At 38.3% G+C, this 21509-nt stretch carries 18 protein-coding genes and 1 tRNA gene; 5 read left to right on the top strand and 14 right to left on the bottom strand.

Annotated features, from left to right (window positions below; genetic code table 11):
* Positions 1-96: 96 nt before the first annotated feature.
* The 3 genes from BGO88_RS12105 to BGO88_RS12095 all read left to right on the top strand — a co-directional run bounded on the left by BGO88_RS12105 (position 97) and on the right by BGO88_RS12095 (position 2818).
* Positions 97-1659: a T9SS type A sorting domain-containing protein gene (locus BGO88_RS12105; protein ID WP_286707036.1), complete on the top strand. Its 1563-nt coding sequence runs from the start codon at positions 97-99 to the stop codon at positions 1657-1659.
* A gap of 78 nt (positions 1660-1737) precedes the next feature.
* Positions 1738-2286 carry a hypothetical protein gene (locus tag BGO88_RS12100; protein WP_286707035.1) on the top strand — a complete coding sequence of 183 codons (549 nt, stop codon included), beginning with the start codon at positions 1738-1740 and terminating at the stop codon, positions 2284-2286.
* 64 nt (positions 2287-2350) lie between these two features.
* Positions 2351-2818 carry a hypothetical protein gene (locus BGO88_RS12095; protein WP_286707034.1) on the top strand — a complete coding sequence of 156 codons (468 nt, stop codon included), beginning with the start codon at positions 2351-2353 and terminating at the stop codon, positions 2816-2818.
* Between the two features lie 27 nt (positions 2819-2845).
* Here BGO88_RS12095 and BGO88_RS12090 read toward each other — a convergent pair whose 3' ends face one another.
* From BGO88_RS12090 to BGO88_RS12060, 7 genes are all read right to left on the bottom strand, one after another.
* Entirely contained in the window at positions 2846-3718 is an 873-nt protein-coding gene (locus BGO88_RS12090; RefSeq protein ID WP_273238124.1) for a cupin-like domain-containing protein, read from the bottom strand.
* Positions 3719-3855: 137 nt separating this feature from the next.
* Entirely contained in the window at positions 3856-6159 is a 2304-nt protein-coding gene (locus tag BGO88_RS12085) for a T9SS type A sorting domain-containing protein (protein WP_286707033.1), read from the bottom strand.
* A gap of 107 nt (positions 6160-6266) precedes the next feature.
* Positions 6267-7931, bottom strand: a complete 1665-nt coding sequence (locus BGO88_RS12080) for a tetratricopeptide repeat protein (protein ID WP_286707032.1) — start codon at positions 7929-7931, stop codon at positions 6267-6269.
* A gap of 124 nt (positions 7932-8055) precedes the next feature.
* Positions 8056-9141, bottom strand: coding sequence for a biotin synthase BioB (gene bioB, locus BGO88_RS12075; RefSeq protein ID WP_056072501.1), 1086 nt, complete (start codon positions 9139-9141; stop codon positions 8056-8058).
* A 155-nt stretch (positions 9142-9296) separates the two neighbouring features.
* Positions 9297-9749, bottom strand: coding sequence for a hypothetical protein (locus BGO88_RS12070; protein WP_101470860.1), 453 nt, complete (start codon positions 9747-9749; stop codon positions 9297-9299).
* Positions 9750-9912: 163 nt separating this feature from the next.
* The gene (locus BGO88_RS12065; protein WP_286707031.1) at positions 9913-11250 is read right to left on the bottom strand and encodes an HTTM domain-containing protein; all 1338 of its coding nucleotides are present in this window, start codon (positions 11248-11250) and stop codon (positions 9913-9915) included.
* The gene (locus BGO88_RS12060; protein WP_286707030.1) at positions 11247-12179 is read right to left on the bottom strand and encodes a bifunctional riboflavin kinase/FAD synthetase; all 933 of its coding nucleotides are present in this window, start codon (positions 12177-12179) and stop codon (positions 11247-11249) included. The genes BGO88_RS12065 and BGO88_RS12060 overlap by 4 nt, the downstream gene beginning before the upstream one ends.
* Positions 12180-12392: 213 nt before the next feature.
* On the opposite strand from BGO88_RS12060, the gene BGO88_RS12055 reads away from it, so the two are divergent.
* Positions 12393-15068, top strand: coding sequence for a zinc-dependent metalloprotease (locus BGO88_RS12055; RefSeq protein ID WP_286707029.1), 2676 nt, complete (start codon positions 12393-12395; stop codon positions 15066-15068).
* A gap of 47 nt (positions 15069-15115) precedes the next feature.
* Here BGO88_RS12055 and BGO88_RS12050 read toward each other — a convergent pair whose 3' ends face one another.
* From BGO88_RS12050 to BGO88_RS12035, 4 genes are all read right to left on the bottom strand, one after another.
* Positions 15116-15631 carry a hypothetical protein gene (locus BGO88_RS12050; protein ID WP_286707028.1) on the bottom strand — a complete coding sequence of 172 codons (516 nt, stop codon included), beginning with the start codon at positions 15629-15631 and terminating at the stop codon, positions 15116-15118.
* A gap of 44 nt (positions 15632-15675) precedes the next feature.
* A complete protein-coding gene (pth, locus tag BGO88_RS12045) occupies positions 15676-16302 on the bottom strand; it encodes an aminoacyl-tRNA hydrolase (protein WP_101470855.1) in 627 nt (208 codons plus the stop codon).
* 120 nt (positions 16303-16422) lie between these two features.
* Positions 16423-17034: a 50S ribosomal protein L25/general stress protein Ctc gene (locus BGO88_RS12040; protein ID WP_056071685.1), complete on the bottom strand. Its 612-nt coding sequence runs from the start codon at positions 17032-17034 to the stop codon at positions 16423-16425.
* Positions 17035-17063: 29 nt separating this feature from the next.
* Complete coding sequence (locus tag BGO88_RS12035; protein ID WP_056071689.1) at positions 17064-18005, bottom strand: ribose-phosphate pyrophosphokinase; 942 nt, start codon at positions 18003-18005, stop codon at positions 17064-17066.
* Positions 18006-18163: 158 nt separating this feature from the next.
* On the opposite strand from BGO88_RS12035, the gene BGO88_RS12030 reads away from it, so the two are divergent.
* Positions 18164-18243 (top strand) — tRNA-Leu (locus tag BGO88_RS12030).
* 50 nt (positions 18244-18293) lie between these two features.
* Here BGO88_RS12030 and BGO88_RS12025 read toward each other — a convergent pair.
* From BGO88_RS12025 to BGO88_RS12015, 3 genes are all read right to left on the bottom strand, one after another.
* Positions 18294-18743: a LexA family protein gene (locus tag BGO88_RS12025; RefSeq protein ID WP_286707027.1), complete on the bottom strand. Its 450-nt coding sequence runs from the start codon at positions 18741-18743 to the stop codon at positions 18294-18296.
* Complete coding sequence (locus tag BGO88_RS12020; RefSeq protein WP_286707026.1) at positions 18734-20002, bottom strand: Y-family DNA polymerase; 1269 nt, start codon at positions 20000-20002, stop codon at positions 18734-18736. The genes BGO88_RS12025 and BGO88_RS12020 overlap by 10 nt, the downstream gene beginning before the upstream one ends.
* Positions 20003-20134: 132 nt before the next feature.
* On the bottom strand, positions 20135-21505 hold the full coding sequence (locus BGO88_RS12015; protein WP_056071698.1) for an NADH-quinone oxidoreductase subunit N: 1371 nt from the start codon (positions 21503-21505) through the stop codon (positions 20135-20137).
* Between the last annotated feature and the right edge of the window lie 4 nt (positions 21506-21509).

Below are 21509 nucleotides of genomic sequence, written 5' to 3'. Positions count from 1 at the left end.
AAATAAATATTTGTTTATATTTAATAATTGTTTTATCATAAAGTTTTGATAAACAATGGTAAGCTACACCTTTATCCCTTTTAAAACACTATGCGTATGAAACATTTTTACTTTTTATTCTTCCCTTTTTTGTGCATGGCACAAGCACCTGTTATTGAGTGGCAAAAATCATTGGGCGGTACCGGTAATGATTATGCCAACTCGGTTCATCAAACGGCTGACAGAGGTTATATTGTGGCCGGATATACTTCTTCCAATGATGGTGATGTTTCAGGCAACCACGGTGGTGACGATATCTGGGTGGTTAAACTAACGGCAACAGGAGCAGTAGCCTGGAGCAAAACGTTTGGTGGCTCAGGAAACGATATTGCAAATTACGTTCAGCAAACGGCAGATTTAGGATATGTCATTGCCGGAACGACCTATTCCAATGACGGAGATGTTACAAGAAACCAGGGCAATAGTGATGCCTGGGTAATAAAGCTGGATAATGCAGGAACTATACAATGGCAGAAAACATTTGGCGGAAATCATGTCGATGTTGCTACCTCTATCCGGCAAATAGCAGATGGAGGTTATATTGTAGGATGCTATACCTTATCTGAAAATAATAATAGCGATGTTATTGGTAGTCGAGGAGGATCCGATTTCTGGATAGTGAAGCTGACTTCAACTGGCGATATAGAATGGAGCCGTTGTTTGGGAGGGCAAAGCTACGACTATGCCCGCGCTGTACAACAAACGGAGGATGGCGGCTATGTCATAGGTGGCTACACCTTGTCTGTTGACGGACATGTTTCCGAAAATCACGGCAATGTTGATTATTGGGTGGTAAAGCTAGATAATATGCAAGAAATTGAATGGCAAAAAACATACGGTGGAACGAGCTCGGATATACTTACTTCTCTTGTTCAAACCACAGATGGAGGATATATCGTTGCCGGACATGTGTATTCACAAGATGGAGATATTGCGGGTTCCGGTTTCCACGGCCCTCTTTATGATGATTATTGGGTAGTGAAGTTGAGTAGTACAGGCGCAATACAATGGAAAAAAGCATTAGGGGGTTACGGCAACGATCTTGCCCAGTCTGTCCAACAAACAGCAGATGGAGGATACATCGTATTTGGATATGTCACAAGTAACGACGGCGATGTTTCCGGAAATAACGGATATATGAATTATTGGATTGTAAAACTTAGCAGTCAGGGAGTTATCCAGTGGCAAAAAGCTTTGGGAGGAAGCAATCAGGAAGGATTTAACCCTATTCCCTATGCGACAGATGGTGCACATTCTATACAGCAAACCACAGATTTGGGATATATATTGGCAGGATATTCAAAATCGAATGATGGTGATGTTTCCGGAAATCACGGCGGTTTTGATTATTGGGTGGTAAAACTTGCCAATCCTTTGGGAACAGACGATTTTTTATCAGAAAGCATCAGTGTCTATCCCAATCCCGCTTCAGAACGCGTCTTTGTCCATACAGGCGCGAGTTCTCAATTAAGTCAACTATCGCTTTACGATTTGCTTGGACAACATTTACGTACCACAAAAGAAAATTCAATTTCGGTTTCCGGACTTTCTCAAGGTGTTTATTTACTTCAGATAAAAACAGATAAGGGAGAAGTTACTAAAAAGATGGTGGTGGAATAAAAGTTGCGATAATCCAAACAATTCCCAAGAACTTTTTAAAAAGGTAGCTTTTACCAAGTGCTGCCATGAAATTAAAATATGAAAAGAAATTTTGTCTTACTATTAATAGCAATTGCCTTGATTTCTTGTTCTGTAAACAAGCAACATGTTATTCATTATCGGTCAGAAAGATTGTGTGGAGGGATTAAAAATATGTATGAATATATCAAAAACTCAAATGAAATAAAAGATTACTTTTTTGAAAACCCATTAAGTCCAATACAACTGAATTGTGAAATTGATACCTTAGTAACCGAAGGAATTCCTTTTCCTTTTCTGCAATCTGAAGTTGCGAAAATCATAGAGAAAGAAGAGAAAGTTTCTTTTGCTGAAGCATATAGAAGACTTGAGTTTAAATTTTTGTCAAAACCAACTATAAAACTAAATCTAGCCTGTATAGAACAAATCAATGCTAACAAACCACAAGTCAAAATACAATATTATTATTATCCGGAGTATGCATTATTGACAGCTCAAATTTCAAAAATAAAATATATAGAAGAATATGGAATAGGATACCTAATTTTAGCGAAAATTGACTTGAATGGAGAAATAGCAATACTAAAGACAAGTTCATGGCAAGAATAATACAGAATATACATTAATTTGTGCTGGCAAATGAAGTTGGCTACTATACTTACCTTACTTTAAGATGAAAAACTTTTACTTGTCAATTTTTATGTTTTTAAGCACATTCTATTCATCTGCTCAAACGACAGAAGAAATTGAAAATGATTTTCGTTTTTTATTAACCAGAAACTTTATTTTAAATCATGGGAGTAACCTCTTTGATGAATACCCTTTATTAAAGGGTGAAGCGTGTTATTCAATAACCGGATGTATTTGTCTTTTATATATAAAAGAAGATACAGTTAAAAAAGTGGCTATAGAAAGGCTAACGGGAATTTCTACCCAATTATTCAATGAAGGAAAACCGGTTTTGTTGACCTATGGAATGGATAGTGCTTATTCTGCTATGAAAAAAAATAAAAACGTAGATGATGATGATAATATAATATATCTAAGCATTGCCGATTGCGTTATCTCAGAAGCTGAAAGCATAGCAAGCGATATATTCAATGCACAAACAATAAAGTTACTAGCTCAAAAAAAAGAATGATAAGAGTTGTCTGGTACTATTGCCAACCTAGTTTGAAATCTTTAAATTTTTATGTGTTCTGACAATTGCCTGTTCATTTTTATAATCAATCCAGGCCTGACCTTTCCATTTTCGCATCATGTTGTCAAAGTTCCTCATGATAAAGATATTGTATACTGCTTTTCCCAAATTGCTTATTTTTCTTGGGAAGGCACGAAGACTCATTGAGAATCCCGGCGTTACATATTTCATATAATGCCAATAACCTTCAGGCATATAAAGCATTTCACCATGTTCCAGATTGCATATTAATCCTTTGGCTTTTTTTAATGCCGGCCATTTTTCCAGATCCGGATTGTCAAAATCGATGTCTTCTCTGGAGATTAAAGCGTGGGGTACTTTATACAGATAGGGCGTTTGGTCCGGAGCAAAAAGGATACATTGCTTTTTTCCGTGAAAGTGGAAGTGAAGGATATTTGAATAGTCGATATCGTAATGTATGAATACTTTTGAGTTCTCTCCTCCAAAGAAAAGCATTGGAAGCTGCTTGACGAGTTTCAGCCCGATGTCCGGCCATTTAAAGTCTGATTTAAGGGAAGGTACTTCCTTCATCAGGTTATAAAGAAAAATTCTGTAATTGGTAGGCTTGGTTTGCAGCAGGTCAATATAGTCTGCCATTTTCATTTTGGCATGGGCCTCATTAAAACCATCTTTGTGTGTTACCGGACGGTCATCATACAAAGGAACGGTTTTATCGCCGGCAATCTCTTTGATGTAATTAAGTTTCCATTTTTCGTATGCCGGCCAGTCTTCTGTCAGCTTTTCGATGACCAATGGCTTTTGTTTTTTTACATAATTAGTATAAAAATCTTCTTTTGAGATAGTTTTTACGCGCTCAATTTCAGTCAAATGCAACGGCATACAATACATAGTTTGATAAAAACAAAGTTAATAAAGGATTATCAAAATGTAAAATGCAAGGACTTAAATTTTTTCCATAAAAATACCGCATATCTGATTTTGACATGCGGTACTTTCAAATTTAAAAAACTGAAAAACTAATTTTTAATCAGCTTTTGGGAAAACTGTTTGTCGTTTTGTGTCGTACTATTTACGATATAAATCCCACTGCTTAGTTTTGAAATATTAATCGTATTGCTGGTACTTTCCATCACTTTTTGCCCCGTAATGGAATAGATAGCCGTATTTTTTATTTCGAACTGATTGCCTGAAACACCAACGTTCAGAATGTCATTGGCCGGATTCGGATAGATAAAAACAGGATTAGATGCCGTTTCCGGATTATGGATTCCCAATTGCAGATTCAGAATTTGATATTTCATCACGCCTAAATCTGTTGTTGCTATATAGGCATTGATTGTCGTGCCGTCAAAATCATAGTCCATGGCGCCTGATTGAATGTAGTTGAGCTGTTGCGGACTAACATAAGTCCAGTTGGCACCACCGTCTGTAGTGTAATAAATTGCAGCGTCGATATTAAGTGCACTGTGAACAGAGGCCACCATAACCCCGTTGTTTACAGGAGAATATTTGATTCTTTTTGCATTGACACCGTCTAAAATTGCTGTCCAGTTTTCACCGGCATCGGAAGTGGAATAAATACCGGAACTGGTTATGGCAGTGAAATGATTTGCATCCAATGGATTTCTTGCCATATCCCAGATCAGGTCTGCCTCATGGTCGATTGTAAGTCCGTTTATTTTTTCAACCCAGGTAAGACCGCCGTCTGTAGATTTGAAAACCTTGGATGATTTTGCAATAAAAATTTCATTTGGATTGGTCGCAGAAACAGAAATTCCTGTCACAACTCCATAACCAAATTCGCTTGTTTCCGGAGTTGTAATTTCGTCCGTAATGATTTCTTCCGGATTAGTAAAATTGATTTTGTAAAGATTACCGCCTTCTCCGGTTCTTAATGAAACATAAATAATGTTGGAGTTGTTTGGGTCTACAATCAATTCCTGCATATCATCAGCAAAAGCATCCATTAAAACAGTTGTTGATGCTCCATAATCAGTGCTCATGTTAAGGGTGCTTCCAAAGAAACCCATTGAAGCATATGTGAAAACACGACCGGCAACTACAGGATCAGCTACCATATAGTTTCTTTTCGGATTGAAAGAAGTTGGCGGTTCAATATCGTGAATGGAAGTTACTCCTGTAGTAAGGTTTTTACGCAGACGGCCTCCCTGACTACCATAATATAGATGTTTTTCCGATTGATATTTCGCATGGGAAATACTTACAACATTATAAAAAGGAGCCTTGATTTGTGTTAGTGTAGTGCCGCCATCGTTGGAAAATTGCGGGAATAAATCGGTTGCAATGGCTATCTGATTTGGGTTGGACGGGTTATATGAAGCATTCAATCCGTAATAATAGGATGTAGAACCTTCAGGATAAGGTATGTTAGTCCAGGTCAATCCGCCGTCATTGGTTTTTGCAATTTCATTTTCTTCAAGTGCAATGATGTGGTTTGGATTTGTTGGATGGAAAACAATTTTGGTAATATTGTTCAGGGTCTGGTCTGTCCAGGTAATTGGAATAATGCTCCATGTTTCTCCCGCATCGGTTGAGCGATAGATACGTTCCGGATGAATTCCAAATCCGATGCTGGTTCCAATCAACATATCATTACTGTTTAGAGGATTAAAAGCTATGGCGCTGAATGTAAATCCGGGTAGTTTTTCAGTCCATGTAGTCCCGTTATCTTCAGAAATTAACAGTCCGCCATTAATTCCATTAGGGCCCAATGACCTTCCCATGTAAATTTTAGAACTGTTCACCGGACTAAAAGCAACATTGTCAATATGAACGTCGTCGTGGTCAGGGCTAAAATAAATCAGGTTCCAGAGCGCTCCCGAACTTTTGGTATGAAAAACTTTGGTTCTGGCTATTAATCCTTCCAGATAAGAAGTATGAATGATGAGGTCTGTTCCGGCAGTATCATAAAACGAATAGGAAACCACCTGTGCATTATCCTGCGGGTTAGGAATGGCATAGAAATGAGTAATGGCATTCGTAGCCAGGTCAAAAAGGTAAACACCGTCTTGTGTGCCGCTGTTAATAATTGAAAAACTCAGTCCGGTTTGACCGTATGGTTTAATGTCTCTGAGTTGTGCTGTCGGGTTTGGAAAGGAATATTTTACGCTCCATGTGGCACCATTATCAACAGAAACAATAATATGGTTCCCTTGTGTGCGTCCATAGATTTTGTTTGGAACAGTTGCATCATACGTAAGGTCTTCCAGTTTTCCAAAATTGGTTGAGGCTTCGTAACTGATTTGAGCCTGGCTGGCATAGCTCAATAACAGTAGTAAAGCAATGGTAATTTTTTTCATAATAGACATTTTTTGTTTTTCTAAATTTTCAAAAAAACAACAGCTATTTCAAAAAAAACGGGCGGACATAGTGTGACATCCTTTAGGACAAAATGTGATTTGTTGTGTTAAAGCGTTGAAAGATAATCGTATAGGTTGATGTCGTGTGGAAGTTCCATTCGGGCGGCAATACGTTCCTTTCTTTTCCTGCAGGCATCTGCAGTAATGTTCAGCATGGAAGAAATTTCCTTCGTGCTGAGGTTCATATAGATGTAGGTTATAAAACGGATATCGTTTGAATTCAGTTTCGGATGCTTTTCTTTCAGGCTGTTAAGGAAAGTCTGGTTCACTTCTTCGAAATGGGTAATAAAGCTGTCCCATTCGTCGTCGGTCTTCAGGTGTCCTTTTAGGTTTTGGATATGGTTTACCAATGCCGGGTCTTTAGAAATTTCCGGTAGTTTTGATAACGATTGGAGTGTTTCCTCAATTAATTCGTTTCGTCCGGACAGGTAAAGAGCCTTTGCGGAGAGTTTCCTGTTTTTAAGCTCAATTTCATTTTTCAGCTTTTCCTGTTCCAGCAGTGCGCTGGTTTCTTTTTCCTTGAACATTTTTTCGAGCAGGAGATTATCACTTTTTTCCTTTTCAAGTTCGAGTAGCACGATTTGTTCGTTTCGCTCGGCAATCAGCTTTTTCTGTTTGTGTTTGATGGAAATGTTTCGCAATGTCCAGACCAGAAAGACTACAACAATAAATATAACGGCAATGATGGAATAAAAAAGTTTTCGTTCTTCGGCTATCTTTGATTCGTTGTTGGCGATTTCTTTCTTGTAATTCTCAATTTCAAATTTAACCCGGCTGTTTTCAAAGACCTTTCCGTTTTTAATCTCATTCAGTTCGCTTTCGGTTTTTATAATGGAATCTCTGTAATTTAAAGCCAGGGCATATTTTTCCTTCTTAAAATTAATATCTGATAAAAGCCTGAAGATGTTGATTTTGGTTTCCAGATTAGGCTTCCTTTCGAAAACCTTATTGGCATAATCGCTGGCCAAATCAAGGTTGTTGTCATTTAGATGGCTCTTTGATATGATGGTCAGTAGCGAAATTCCGATATCGTTATATTCTAGGTCTTTGGTTGTCCTGTATAGTTCTTCGGCTATGGTACGCGCCTGTTTTGAATTTCCCTGTAGGTTTTCATTTTCGGCTATTGCCATTTTGGCTAAAATCTGCAATTGGGGTTGCGACCCCAGTAAGGGCAGGGATTCATTAAAATAGGCCCGTGCTTTTTTTAACTCGTTGGTTTCATTGGCAACATTGCCCAGATTCATGGCATAAAGCCCCACTTTAAGCGTATCCTTGTTTTCCTGGGCGATATCATAGGCTTTCTTGAAATATTCGTTCGCCTTTTCAAAGTTCTTTTCTTTTGAATAAAGTATAGCGATGTTGTTCAGGACAACCATTTCTGATTTTGGATCCAGGTGTTTTACCGCAATGGTGTAGCTTTCGAGGTAATGATTGAGTGCTTCACCATAATCAAGCATAGTGTAATAATTGGCGCCTATGTTGTTGGTTGCCAGAAAAAGCTGCCTGTACCATCTGTTTTTTTCTGCCTGGTTTTTGGCCTGGGTTAGGAGTTCCAGAGACTTGACATGGTCTTTTTTCCACATGTAGTCAATTCCGGAAACAATGAGCGAATCGCAGTGCGCGGTGGCCTGAGCCTGGAGTTTGGACGTAAAAAGCAGGCATAACAAGAACGACAAACAGACGGACTTGACGTAGCGGGCTTTTTTATGCATTGGGAGTTTTTTTATTCAAATATAAGAATAAGTATTGCATAAATGGTTGCGTGGCGATGTGTTGAAAATTCATAAAAAAAGCTTTTCTGTTAGGAAAAGCTCTGATTTGTATTGTGAATTCTGATTATGCCTTTTTGCCGGAAGCTACAAGGTTTCTTTCGATTTTGTGTTCCGGACGGCTCCATCTCGGTTTCTCTCCTAAGGATTCAAATTGCGAATCTTCGGCTTCTACTGTTTTAGGCTGCGAAACTTTTGTAAATGGTTTCTGCGGATTTAAGCCCAACATTTCGAACATCTTCATATCTTCGTTTACATCCGGATTAGGCGTTGTTAATAGCTTATCTCCTGCAAAAATAGAATTCGCTCCTGCAAAAAAGCAAAGTGCCTGGCCTTCACGGCTCATGTTCGTTCTTCCAGCAGAAAGTCGTACCTGAGTGTGTGGCATAACAATTCTTGTAGTGGCTACCATACGAATCATTTCCCAGATTTCAACCGGTTTTTCTTCTTCAAGCGGCGTTCCTTCCACAGCAACAAGGGCGTTGATAGGCACAGATTCCGGTTGCGGACTTAAAGATGCTAGGGCTACAAGCATTCCGGCTCTGTCTTCAATACTTTCGCCCATTCCTATAATACCGCCACTGCATACTGTTACGTTGGTCTTACGTACATTCTCTATGGTTTGCAAACGGTCTTCGTAACCACGTGTAGAAATAACTTCCTTGTAATATTCCTCAGAGGTATCCAAGTTATGGTTGTAAGCATAAAGTCCGGCTTCGGCCAAACGTTGCGCCTGATTTTCTGTAAGCATTCCCAAAGTACAGCATACTTCCATGTCCAGTTTGTTGATGGTTCTCACCATTTCCAAAACCTGGTCGAATTCCGGTCCGTCTTTCACGTTTCTCCATGCTGCACCCATACATACTCTTGACGAACCGCTTGATTTGGCTCTCAGGGCCTGTGCTTTTACCTGCTGGACAGACATCAGGTCATTGCCTTCAACTCCGGTGTGGTAGCGTGCAGCCTGTGGGCAATAGCCGCAATCTTCCGGACAGCCACCGGTTTTTATAGATAGGAGAGTAGAAACCTGAACCACATTTGGATCATGATTCATCCTGTGAATAGAAGCAGCTTCATATAGTAAATCCATCATCGGTTTGTTGTATACCGCTATGATTTCTTCTTTGGTCCAATTGTGTCGTATTATACTCATAATGGTTAGTCTTTTGTTTGTTCCAAAAGTAGGTAATTCCATAATAAGTATAAAAATCTTTTCCCGAAAGTTAGAAACATTGGATTGTTGATTAAATAAAGCAGGGGATTGTCAAATCTGACAATCCCCTGCTTCAAAATAGGCATCGTTATAATTTAGTCTACCTTATTGATTTTCTCTACTTTATCTTTCCAGTACTGCATCATGGCAAAGGAAACAATCATGGATGCGGCAGAACCTTCAATGAACAGTCCAAAACAGAACTGATATAAAGACGGGTCACCTCCACCAAAAATATAGCTGTCTGCAAAAGACTCCAGATAGGTATTGCCGCCTCGGTATTCTACATAAATCATGAAAGCAATGAGTCCTAAAATCAGCCCGACCATTGCGGTTATAAAACCGGAAAGGAGATTGGTCAGATAGCCGTTTATGCCATCATGATAGTTTGATTTTATGGTCTTGTTTACACCATAGATTACAAAAATAAAATTAACGAGTCTGAGATAGATGTGGTCTTTTAGGTCGAGTGCTTCAATAAGCAGGAAGTATAATCCTAAACCTATAAAAATAATCACACCGTTGGTTACTAATCTGGATACTTTCATAATATTCTGTTTTTAGTTATACTATTTAAGTTATAAATGATTTGGTTTTAGGGGTACCGCTCGATTTATGTATTAAAATTACGAATATTATTTTATTTTTCGCATCCTATTTGGGGTTGCTTTGAATTTTTAGTAAAATTTTAATAAATTAAGTTTTTTCTGATTAATTCAAGGAAGCTGATTTTACAGATTTATTATTTTCGTCATACAGTAGAATCCAATCGTTATGTCCAAAATAATCCCATTTTGCAGCAGCCAGGTCTACAGTCGGATCGATGAGTTGTTTGTAAGGTTTGCCATTGATTGAAACATGACAATCCACAAAAACACTAACATCCTTGCCCTGTTTTGCAAATACCTTTTTTATTTTCTGAGCCATTTGCCAGATGGCATCGGGCTTGTCAGCAACCATGGCTATTTGCTTGTCTGTAAGGCTGGAATACAAGCTGTAAGGCAGGCGCTCTCCGGTCTTTTTGTCAATGACTTTATATGTGGAATAACCGGTTCTTGAACGGAGCATCATTCTCCAGCTTAAACGGTGTCCTTCTTCTGTCCATAGCACGTCACCTTTGATAAACCAATGGCGGACCGGCAGTGCAATCTGGATTAAAAAATAAGGAATAAAAAAATAGAACAAAATTGATTTGTTCTGATAAATGGGTTCGTTTCCTTCCGGTTTGGGTTTCTTTTTGAAAAATAATGCCCTTATTTTTTCAGGAGGATAAAAGAATACGGCAAAACTCAAAGCAAAAAACGGAAAGATACCTATTTGCAATGTGATAGCGTTAAAGAGGTGGAATAGTAAAGAAGCGATAAAGGCAAGGGTTCTGGTTTTTTTCCAAAGCAGCATCGGTACGATAAGCATGTCGAACAAAATACCGGAATAGGCAATGAAAAGATAGAACCATTTTTGGTTGAAGATGTTCCGGATAAAAGGATAGGATGATTTGTTTGCTAAAAGATTTTTAGTAAAAGTGCCATCGAGCCAGTCCGGATAGAATTTAGATACTGTTGCAAAAAAGTAGACAATGGCCACCTGAAGAATCATTACCAGTGAACACCATTGAGGCATTGTCAGGCTTTTTATTTCGGGGTTTTGCTTGGCATCAAGAGAAGCATATCGGTTTGCGGGAAGGAAAATCATGATCAGGCAAACCAGAACCAGCATATAATAATGATTGTTATAGGATGTTTTCTGCATCCAATAGGTTAGGGTCCATAAAACAGTAAAAGCAGAAAGACTCCATTTGTATTTCCAGCCAAGCATTACCAAAATGCCAAGGACTCCCATCGTGGCAAAATAAAAATACATTCCGTAACCGGGAAGCGGTTGCAGCCATTCCATTCCAATATGGCTGAATGTAAATTGTGGCTTTATGAAATTTTCTTTGACCCAACCAGTCAAAATGGCTCCAAAAGTTTCTGCTGCCAGTAGAAAACCGAAAAAAATACGAAAAATAATTAGCGGTGAATTGTCTATGGGCAGAAAGAGCTTTTTCATTTTAAACTTTTTATAAAACTTTGAGTTATGATTTTATCATTTTCAATCGCTGCTTTAAGGGTGTCAATGGAATCGAATTTTTCTTCAGAACGAATCCGTTGCAGAAAATAAATGCGCATTTCCTTTCCGTATAAATCTTCTTCCAAATCTAAGAAATTTGTTTCGATTGTTCTTTCCTTTCCGTCAACGGTAGGATTGGTGCCAATGTTCATCATGCCAAAAACTTCTTTTCCGTTCCAGTGGCTTTTGACGATGTAAACGCCATTTAAAGGAATCAGTTTGTATTCTTCTTCAATTTTTAAATTGGCTGTTGGGAAACCAATTGTCCTCCCGAGCTGTCTTCCTTTTACAACTGTTCCGGTAATAAAATAGTTGTATCCCAGATATTCATTTGCTAATTGGATATCGCCACTCAAAAGGGCTTTCCTTATTTTTGTGGAGCTTATGGAAACTTCATCAATTTCTTCTGCAGAAATTTGTTCTACTTCAAAATCGTATATTTTTCCATAGGCAATCAAATCGTTGATATCTGCAGAACGGTTTTTTCCAAAACGGTGGTCGTGTCCTATGATTATCTTTTTGATTTGAAATTGGTCAACAAGTATGGTTTTGACAAATTCTTCGGCACTTAACTGCGAAAAACTTTCGTCGAACGGATGTATGATTAAGTTTTGCAGGCCAATGCTTTCTAATAATTCTGCTTTTTCCTGAATCGTATTCAGGAGTTGTATTACAGAATTACCTTGTAGCACCATTCTTGGATGTGGGAAAAAAGTAAGTACCAGACTTTCAGTATTGCTTTTTTCAGCCTCTTGTGTGAGCCGTTCGATTATTTTTTTATGTCCCAAATGAACGCCGTCAAATGTTCCAAGCGTGGCAACAGTATTTCTGTTGGGTTTAAAATCTTGTATGTTGTGGAAAATATTCAAAATGGTGGGATTATCTTTTTGGCAAAATTAAGCTATATGCCCAATAAAAAAAACTTCTCTGCTCATATCTTACTGATGCCTTGAATAGTAGGTAACCGTTATAAAAAAAGCAGGATATAGTGGATGTTGTTAAATATCTCTTTCATTTTTATTGTTAAATAATTAGAATATGCATATAAATCATTAATTTTGACTTTGTAAACTATAAAAATTATGAAAAAACTATTACCGTTAATTGTTTTTGTCCTTATGTTTTCTGCGGGTTATTCGCAGTCACTACCACTATGGACAAAAACCTCTGCAGAAAAGCTAAGTGTTTTGGAGAAAGCAGACCGTAGCTCTATGCCACAAAAATTCCAGATTTTTCATTTGGATTTTTCAGGATTGAAATCGCAACTGCAAATGGCTCCTTCAAGGGAGACAGGTGAGGTTTCAAATGTAATAATTGCTTTTCCAAATCCACAGGGAAAGCTTGAAAATTACAGAATTTATGAATCGTCAGTAATGGCTCCGGAATTAGCAAAAGCACATCCTGAAATCCAGTCCTATATTGGTCAGGGAATTGATGATCCTACTGCTAGAATTCACCTTACAACTACAATTTTTGGGCTTCACACAATGACATTGTCTGGAAGAGGAACATTTTACATTGATCCTTATACCAAAGACGTAAAGAACTATATTGTTTATGATAAGTCTGACTTGACAACATCTCGTAATTTTGAGTGTAAGGTTCAGGAGAATACGGTAGAATCTATGGATGTTCCGTTACCGCCGCCTGCAAGTGATGGTAGATTCAGAACTTACCGTTTGGCTATGGCTTGTACTGTAGAGTATGCAACATTTCACGTAAATGCAGCGGTTACTGCAGGAACTTTGAGTCCAACAGCTACCCTGGCACAAAAAAAAGCGGCTGTTTTGGCAGCAATGAACGTAACAGTTGCACGTGTAAGTAGTGTGTATGAAAGAGATATGTCATTAAGGATGCAATTGGTTGCTAATAATGAAAGCGTAATTTTTGTTGATGCAGATAACTTTACAAATGATGATGCTGAAGCTTTGATTGACGAAAGCCAGGTAGTAATTGATAATGCGATTGGTAATACAAACTATGATATAGGACATACCGTAAGTACAGGTGGTGGCGGATTAGCACAATCTCCGGCAGTATGTATATCATCTGGAAAAGCTAAAGGTATTACAGGATCTGATGCTCCGGTTGGAGATCCATATGATATTGATTATGTAGCTCACGAAATGGGACACCAATTTGGAGCTGCACATACATTTAATAATTCTTGCGGGAATAACAGACAGACTGGTTCTGCTGTAGAACCAGGTAGTGGGTCTACCATTATGGGTTATGCGGGAATCTGTTCTCCTAACGTGCAAAATGGTTCGGATGCTTATTTTCATGCTGTAAGTATCGCACAGATGGTTTCTCATATCACAGGAAATTTTGGTAACTGTGTTCCAGGAGTAGCTAATGGAAACACACCTCCAACGGTTCCTGCTTTGACAAGTTATACAATTCCTGCCGGAACGCCTTTTGTTTTGAGAGGAAGTGCAACAGATGTGAATGGTGATGCACTGACATATTGCTGGGAACAGACTAACTCAGGAGTTAATACAAACTTGCCTAGTGCCACTTCAACGACTTCTAACCCTAACTTTAGATCTGTAGCCCCTTCAAGCTCTCCAAATAGATATTTCCCTTCTTTGGCAAATATTGTAAGTGGAGGTACTTCTCCCTGGGAAGTGATTCCTACTGTAGCAAGAACATTGAATTTTGCTCTTACTGTTAGGGATAACAGATCTCCTAACGGAGGACAGACCACCAGACAAAACATGACGGTTACAACTAGCACGGCAGCAGGCCCATTTACTGTAACGTCCCAAAATACAGATGGAATAACTTGGACACAAGGGCAGACGCAGACCGTTACATGGAACGTTGCGAATACAACAGCTGCGCCTTTCAATACAGCTAATGTCAATATTTTACTTTCAACTGATGGAGGATTGACTTATCCAACAGTTTTAGTTGCTAATACGCCAAATGATGGTTCGCAAACGATAACGGTTCCAAATACTGCAGCTCCATTTTGTAGAATTATGGTAGAATCGGTAGGGAATATCTTTTATGCCATTAACTCAAAAACCTTTGCAATTGGATATACTGTAACAAATACTTGTAATACCTATACTACCAATACGGCTTTTGCTATACCTGATAACAATCAGAACTTTACTGTTAGAGCGACTAGCATACCAACAACTGCTAACATATCTGATGTAAATGTGGCTGTTAATATATCTCACACCTATCTTGCAGATTTACAAGTCGTACTTGTTAATCCGGCACAAACTCTTGTTCCTCTTTTCCTTAATGCATGTGACGGTGTGACAACGAGTTTAAATGCAACCTTTGATGATCAGGGTACTAATGTTACCTGTGGTGCTGTGATTACGGGTAATATTCTGCCAGCAGAGCCGTTATCTATTTATAATGGAACAAATCCACAAGGAAACTGGTTGTTTGCGGTTAGAGATTTAGCAGCACAGGATACTGGAACTGTAAATTCATTTTCAATAACAATTTGTTCTCAAACTGCCGTTTTGAGTACTGAAAATTTTGGGCTAGCAGACTTTAAGATTTATCCTAACCCAAATAATGGTACTTTCAATATTCAGTTTAATTCTGATTCAAGTAATGAAATTAAAGTCGGTGTACATGATATTAGAGGAAGAGAGATTTTTAATCAGTCCTACCAAAATACCGGATTGTTCTCTCAAAGCCTTCAATTAAGTAATGCACAGTCGGGAATTTATCTTGTTACTGTTCAGGATGGAGATAAGAAAGAAGTTAAGAAGATAGTGATTCAATAATCACTCAATCTAAATCATAAAAAAGGAACTCGAAAGAGTTCCTTTTTTTATAGGTTTATTTTTATATGGGTGATTAACTGATTGTCAACAATTGGTGGCAAGTCGATTTGCAGTTCAGAGCCTTTTTTGACAAGGTTGCCTTTAGTTACCCTGTAATACCCGGCTTTTCCTTTGCAATAACAAAAAACGCCAAAAAGCATTTTGGTACTTTGGATTCCTTTATCTGAAAAAGAAAAATCAGTATAATTCTTATCCATTTCGAAAACGATTTCTTCTGAATAACCGGCATCTTGCAATGTTTTGTCAGCTATTTTCTTTTGGTATTTATAAAGGAAAACAACCTTATCCGGATTTTCTTCAAGTTCATAATAAACCTTGTCGATACCGTCTGTTTTTACATTCATGCTTTTGTTTTGGAGAATTTCAAAACTGCAAATTCCTTCTTCTGGACAAGGGCTTTCAATTTTGGTTTTTTTGCTATTGTTTGCCATGGTTTTGGAAGTTTTGGTGCTACAGCAGGCTATGACCAATCCGATTAGTGGTAAAAGGATATATTTTTTCATAAATTTTGTTTTTCTTATATTAAAGATAGCAAAAAGAAAGCCAATTATTTTCCGTTGAAAGTATTCATGGTAATGTCAAGTCCTGACAATGCGAACGATCGGATAATTTCTGCGGCAACGTCTAGCCTTTCCGGAAGTTTTGCTGTTTCTTCTTCATTCCATTCTCCCAATACATAATCAACCTGCCTGCCTTTTTTGAAATCGTCGCTGATTCCAAATCGGAATCTGGGATAATCGGAAGAGTTTAGGGTTTGCTGTATACTTTTTAATCCATTATGTCCGCCATCGCTTCCTTTCGGTTTGATTCGTATGGTTCCGAAAGAAAGGTTCAGGTCATCTGTTATTACCAGAATATTGGAAGCCGGTATGTTTTCCTTATCCATCCAATATTTTACGGCTTTGCCGCTAAGGTTCATATAAGTGTTGGGCTTTAAAAGAAAAAGCGTTCGGCCTTTTAGTTTGTATTCTGCCATAGCGCCAAGCTTTACGGTTTGGAAATCAAGGCTTTCTTTCCGGGCCAGATGATCCACTACTTTAAAACCTATATTATGTCGGGTATTTACGTATTCTGCGCCAATATTTCCAAGGCCAACGATTAAAAATTTTTTCATCGGGTCTGAATCTGTTGTTTTTTGTTTTTTGCTAAAAATGTTGAAAATCCAATTTTTCATTTCGTAAAAATAGTTTTTCTCTGCGGATTAGCTTTGCTGTTTTGTAATCTTTTATAAGTATGTAAAATAAAAAAAGCATCAGTTTTAGGCTGATGCTTTTGGTATAATTCAAGGTGAAAATTATTTTTTCTTTCCTTTTGCTGGTGCTTTTGCAGCTTTTGCAGCTTCTTGAGCAGCTTTCATTGCAGCACGTGAAATTCTTACCTGAGCAACAACAGTGTTGTCTGGGTGAAGCAATTTGTAGTTGTCAGCAACTAATTTAGTGACGTATAATTTGTTACCCATTTCAAGACCTGAGATGTCAGCATCTACGAAGTCAGGAAGGTTTTTAGGAAGTGCTTTTACTTTCAATCTACGTTGGTTCAAACGTAAAACTCCCCCTAACAATACACCTGGAGAAACACCAGTAACTCTTACCGGAACTTCCATAGTGATTTCTTTGTCATCGTGTAATTGGAAGAAGTCTAAGTGCAAAATTTTGTCTGAAACAGGGTGCACTTGAGTATCTTGCAATACTGCGTTGAAAGTTTTACCACCTTCAAGTTCGATCACAACTGTGTGAGCGTTTGGAGTGTAAATCAAATTTTTGAATGCTTTTTCTTCTGCTGAGAAATGCACCGGCTGATCTCCTCCGTATAAAACGCAAGGAACCATTCCAGCATTACGTAAGGCTTTAGTCGCTGACTTGCCCACGCTTTCTCTTTCTGATCCTTTAATTGTAATCGATTTCATTTGTAAATATATATAATTAATAAAAAATTCTACATTAAGAATTTACCGCTGATAGAGTTGTTGTGCTGTACCATTTGCATTACTTCTGCAAAAAGCGGTGCACAGCTCACCACGCGGATTTTTTTCGATTCCTTCTTCAACGGAATAGAATCGGTAACGATTAATTCACTTAATTGTGAATTCTCAATTTTTTCATAAGCATTACCAGATAAAATGGCATGCGTACAAATAGCTCTTACGCTCAAGGCTCCTTTTTCAATCATCAGGTCTGCCGCTTTGGCAAGAGTCCCTCCGGTATCAATCATGTCATCAACAAGGATGATATTTCTGCCTTTTACCTCGCCAATCAATTCCATACTTTCAATCACATTGGCGGCTTTTCTTTGCTTGTAGCAGATAACCACGTCCGATTCTAAGAACTTAGAATAGGCATAGGCTCTTTTAGAACCACCCATATCCGGAGATGCGATTGTCAGATTCTCCAGGTTCAGGCTCTTTACATACGGCAAGAAAATAGTCGATGCAAACAAGTGATCCACTGGTTTTTCAAAAAAGCCCTGAATCTGGTCAGCATGCAAATCCATAGTCATGATTCGGGTAGCTCCTGCAGCTTCAAGCAATTTGGCAACCAATTTTGCTCCTATAGGCACGCGCGGCTTGTCTTTCCTGTCCTGACGGGCCCAGCCAAAATACGGTATTACAGCCGTAATGTGGCGAGCCGAAGCTCTTTTGGCAGCATCAATCATTAGCAAAAGTTCCATAAGGTTGTCTGCACTTGGAAAAGTGGAGCAAACCAAAAAGACTCTTAATCCTCTGATTGATTCTTCGAAAGACGGTTGGAATTCACCATCACTATATTTTGAGAACGTTATTTTACCTAGCTCCACGCCATAGCTTTTAGCTATCTGCTCGGCTAAATATACACTTTGAGAACATGCAAATATTTTTGCTTCCGGTTCTTGGTGCGACATTTTAATTTGTTGTTTAGTAGTTAGTTAGTGTTGTGTGTTGTAAACGAGGTGCAAATTTAGGAATAAAATCCAACTCTGAAAGAATATTTTTCACTATTTTTTCTTTTAAATGAAATTATTTTTTTTACATTTGCACCCACAATTGAAACACATCAATTGCCTGGATGGCGGAATTGGTAGACGCGCACGACTCAAACTCGTGTACTTAGGTGTGTGGGTTCGATTCCCACTCCAGGTACTTAAAAACAAAACCTCTGAGAAATCGGAGGTTTTTTTATTGGTGTTTGTTTAAATCTTCTTAATTACATAAGTCACAATACCCCAAATCATAAAATTGTTTTCTTCCGAAATTTTGATGGGTTTATAAGCCTGATTTTCCGGCATAAGATACAATCCGTCTTTCTCGAGTTTTAATCTTTTTACCGTAAATTCTCCATCAATAAAACAGATGGCTATTTTTTTATCTGCCGGTTCCAGACTGCGGTCAACAATAAGAATGTCCTTGTCATTTATTCCCGCATCTATCATGGAATGTCCTTCTGCCTTTATATAGAAAGTGGTTTCCGGATCTTCAATTAAGGCTTTATTCAAATCAATTGTAGTTTCCAGAAAATCCAGGGCAGGCGAGGGAAAACCTGCCGAAACGCCTTGTGATACATATGGGATTTTAAGCTCGCTTTGCAAATCGGACTTGAAAAAGGTCAGTTTTTGGGCTTTATGTTTGCGGTCTAATGGCATTTGGCTACAAGTATTTGGTCCCAACGGGTAGTGTATTTTGGCGAAAGCATATTTTGTTTCATGTTCCATGTTTTGGAATCCTGAGAACCCAATTTTACTTTCCGGTCTCCGATTTTAGTATTGATTTTATCAATAGCTTTCATCAATAGATGGTGTTTCGGATTTTCTTCCTCAAACAAATGGAGCTGTTTTTCATTGGTATTGATTAGCTGGGTAACGATTACGCCTGCTTTTTGAAACCGTTGTCCTTTGTGTTCTTCATATAGTTTTTCCAAAATCCGTATGGCGGCCTGATTTATGGTTAGCGTAGAATCTGTACCAAACGGCAACGTAATCGAATTGTGGTAATATTGTTTGGTTGCCGGTGTTTTGTGTTCCATAGTTGCCAGCATTACGACTACAGTATGACAACAGGAATCTTGCGCCCGGAGTTTTTCTGCACAGACAGAAGCAAAAGTGGAAACACGCTCTCTTAGGGCATCAAATTCGGTTAGCTGTTTTGGGAAACTTCGGGTAATGGCAATGCTTTTTTTATTAGCAGGTTCTTCAATGCCCAATACCGATTCTCCTAATAATTCTTTCCTGAGCCGAAGACCAATAACTCCCATTTCTTTTTTTACCCAGCTTTCATGAAAGGGTTCCGTGAAATCATAAGCCGTTAGTATGTTTTTGGCCTTCATCTTTTTCTTCATGCGGTATCCAATACCCCAAACGTCTTCGATTTTGGTCCATCGCAATGCCTTGATGCGTTTTTCTTCGGTGTCGATAACATAGACGCCATTGGTACGTTCCGGATATTTACGGGCAATTTTATTGGCTACTTTGGATAGTGCTTTCGTCGGAGCAAAGCCAATACAAACAGGAAGGCTTAATCCTTTAAGGAGCGTATCTTTAATTTGTTTGCCATAATTATCATAATCAGGAATACTCATTCCTTCGAAATTAAGGAAGGCTTCATCGATGCTGTATATTTCTACATAAGGGGTAAACCTGTTGAGGATATTCATGGCACGTCGGCTCATGTCGCCATATAAGGCATAGTTGGAAGAGAATACTTTGACATTATGTTGCCTGAGCATTTCCCTGACCTTAAATTCAGGAGCTCCCATAGGAACGCCTAATGCTTTAGCCTCATCGCTTCGGGAAATAATACATCCGTCATTATTAGACAATACCACAACAGGCTTTCCATTATATTGTGGTTGGAAAACCCTTTCGCAGGACGCATAAAAGTTATTGCAATCGACTAAAGCATACATACTACAAAATTAAGGCAAACCCTTAAAAATTAGTCTTTGACAAAAGTTAATGTTGAAAATATTATCGTAAGAAAATTATACAAAAAAAGCCGTCATACTATTGACGGCTTTTCTATATAGGGTGTTTTTTATTTATACTAACAAATCCAACAGAAAAGAAGGATAAAGTCCTATTGCAATATTTAGCAGGATAGCGGCTGTTGCGACCGCACTGTATACAAAAGGAACAGGTTTTGCTGCTTCTGTGGCATCTTTAGTATACATGGCCAGAATCAATTTGAAATAGTAGCCAACACTGATGATAGAGTTTACTACGGCAACAATTACCAGAATAACATGTCCCGCATTCAGCATTTGCCCGAATAAGAAAACTTTAGCGAAGAATCCTGAAAATATAGGAATTCCGGCCATAGAAAGCAAAGCTCCGGTAAGCACAGCGGCTAACAGGGGATTTGTTTTTCCCAGTCCGTTGAAATTAAAAATATCTTCATTGTCTTTGTCTTTAGTAACATACAGCAGTACAGAAAAAGCTGCAATTCCTGCCAAAGCATAGGCAGAAGCATAATAAAGAAGTATTCCGGCAGAAGTTGAAACGGCCAAAAGTGTCATCAGCATAAATCCGGCATGCGAAATACCAGAGTAAGCCAGCATTCTTTTTACATTGTTTTGTCTTAGTGCCATGATATTTCCAATTGTCATCGAAAGGATAGAAATCAACATCAAGGCTGTTTGTGACGAATCAGGAAGGTTTACATTCATTGCACTTACCAATTTAAAGAAAGCAGCCATAGCCACAACTTTAGCCAAAGTACTCATCAGCGCAGTTGTCAGGGCAGGAGAGCCTTCATAAACATCCGGTGCCCAGAAATGAAACGGAACCGCCGCTATTTTGAAAAGCATACCAATACTAAGAAGGATAGCACCGATGTAAAACCAGTCTTCTACATCTGCAGAAGTTCCGGCTTCCTGAATTACGGCCATGTCAAAAGAACCGATAGCCCCATAAATCAATGCAATTCCAAATAAAATAAATCCGGAAGCAAAAGCTCCCATCAGGAAATATTTCATACCCGCTTCATTACTTTTCAGGCTCAGACGATTGCTGGCTGCCAAAACATATAATGAAATGGAAAGAATTTCAATTCCAAGGAAAAACATGGCTAGATTTCCAAAAGCTACCATAGCAACGGCACCTGTCAATAGAAATAGTTTGATAGAAACAAAATCGGATATTTTGTGTATTTGCTTTTCGTGAAAGCTAGGTGTCAGGGCAATTAAGAACACTGTCAATATTATAAACAGGCAAGAAAACGGTGTTGAAAAATTATCGCTGACAATCATATTATTGTAGGTGTCGGCAGAATCATTTAATCCAGTCACTGTCAATCCCAAGATTGCAAGCAAGCCAATAATTGTTACAGGGACAATTGCTTTCCTTACGTTGAAAATTTCAGCCAAAAGGCATAAAACCCCTAATACGGCAATAGCTATTAATGTATACATTTTA

This window comes from Flavobacterium sp. 38-13, assembly GCF_001899155.1.
GTDB classification, from domain to species: Bacteria; Bacteroidota; Bacteroidia; order Flavobacteriales; family Flavobacteriaceae; genus Flavobacterium; species Flavobacterium lindanitolerans.
Note: the sequence above shows the minus strand (reverse complement) of the source record. Positions and strands in the feature narration are given on the sequence as shown.

Coding starts and splice junctions, on each gene's coding strand:
- BGO88_RS12105 (WP_286707036.1), top strand. CDS start 97: ATGAAACATTTTTACTTTTTATTCTTCCCTTTTTTGTGCATGGCACAA.
- BGO88_RS12100 (WP_286707035.1), top strand. CDS start 1,738: ATGAAAAGAAATTTTGTCTTACTATTAATAGCAATTGCCTTGATTTCT.
- BGO88_RS12095 (WP_286707034.1), top strand. CDS start 2,351: ATGAAAAACTTTTACTTGTCAATTTTTATGTTTTTAAGCACATTCTAT.
- BGO88_RS12090 (WP_273238124.1), bottom strand. CDS start 3,718: ATGCCGTTGCATTTGACTGAAATTGAGCGCGTAAAAACTATCTCAAAA.
- BGO88_RS12085 (WP_286707033.1), bottom strand. CDS start 6,159: ATGAAAAAAATTACCATTGCTTTACTACTGTTATTGAGCTATGCCAGC.
- BGO88_RS12080 (WP_286707032.1), bottom strand. CDS start 7,931: ATGCATAAAAAAGCCCGCTACGTCAAGTCCGTCTGTTTGTCGTTCTTG.
- bioB (WP_056072501.1), bottom strand. CDS start 9,141: ATGAGTATAATACGACACAATTGGACCAAAGAAGAAATCATAGCGGTA.
- BGO88_RS12070 (WP_101470860.1), bottom strand. CDS start 9,749: ATGAAAGTATCCAGATTAGTAACCAACGGTGTGATTATTTTTATAGGT.
- BGO88_RS12065 (WP_286707031.1), bottom strand. CDS start 11,250: ATGAAAAAGCTCTTTCTGCCCATAGACAATTCACCGCTAATTATTTTT.
- BGO88_RS12055 (WP_286707029.1), top strand. CDS start 12,393: ATGAAAAAACTATTACCGTTAATTGTTTTTGTCCTTATGTTTTCTGCG.
- BGO88_RS12050 (WP_286707028.1), bottom strand. CDS start 15,631: ATGAAAAAATATATCCTTTTACCACTAATCGGATTGGTCATAGCCTGC.
- pth (WP_101470855.1), bottom strand. CDS start 16,302: ATGAAAAATTGGATTTTCAACATTTTTAGCAAAAAACAAAAAACAACA.
- BGO88_RS12040 (WP_056071685.1), bottom strand. CDS start 17,034: ATGAAATCGATTACAATTAAAGGATCAGAAAGAGAAAGCGTGGGCAAG.
- BGO88_RS12035 (WP_056071689.1), bottom strand. CDS start 18,005: ATGTCGCACCAAGAACCGGAAGCAAAAATATTTGCATGTTCTCAAAGT.
- BGO88_RS12025 (WP_286707027.1), bottom strand. CDS start 18,743: ATGCCATTAGACCGCAAACATAAAGCCCAAAAACTGACCTTTTTCAAG.
- BGO88_RS12020 (WP_286707026.1), bottom strand. CDS start 20,002: ATGTATGCTTTAGTCGATTGCAATAACTTTTATGCGTCCTGCGAAAGG.
- BGO88_RS12015 (WP_056071698.1), bottom strand. CDS start 21,505: ATGTATACATTAATAGCTATTGCCGTATTAGGGGTTTTATGCCTTTTG.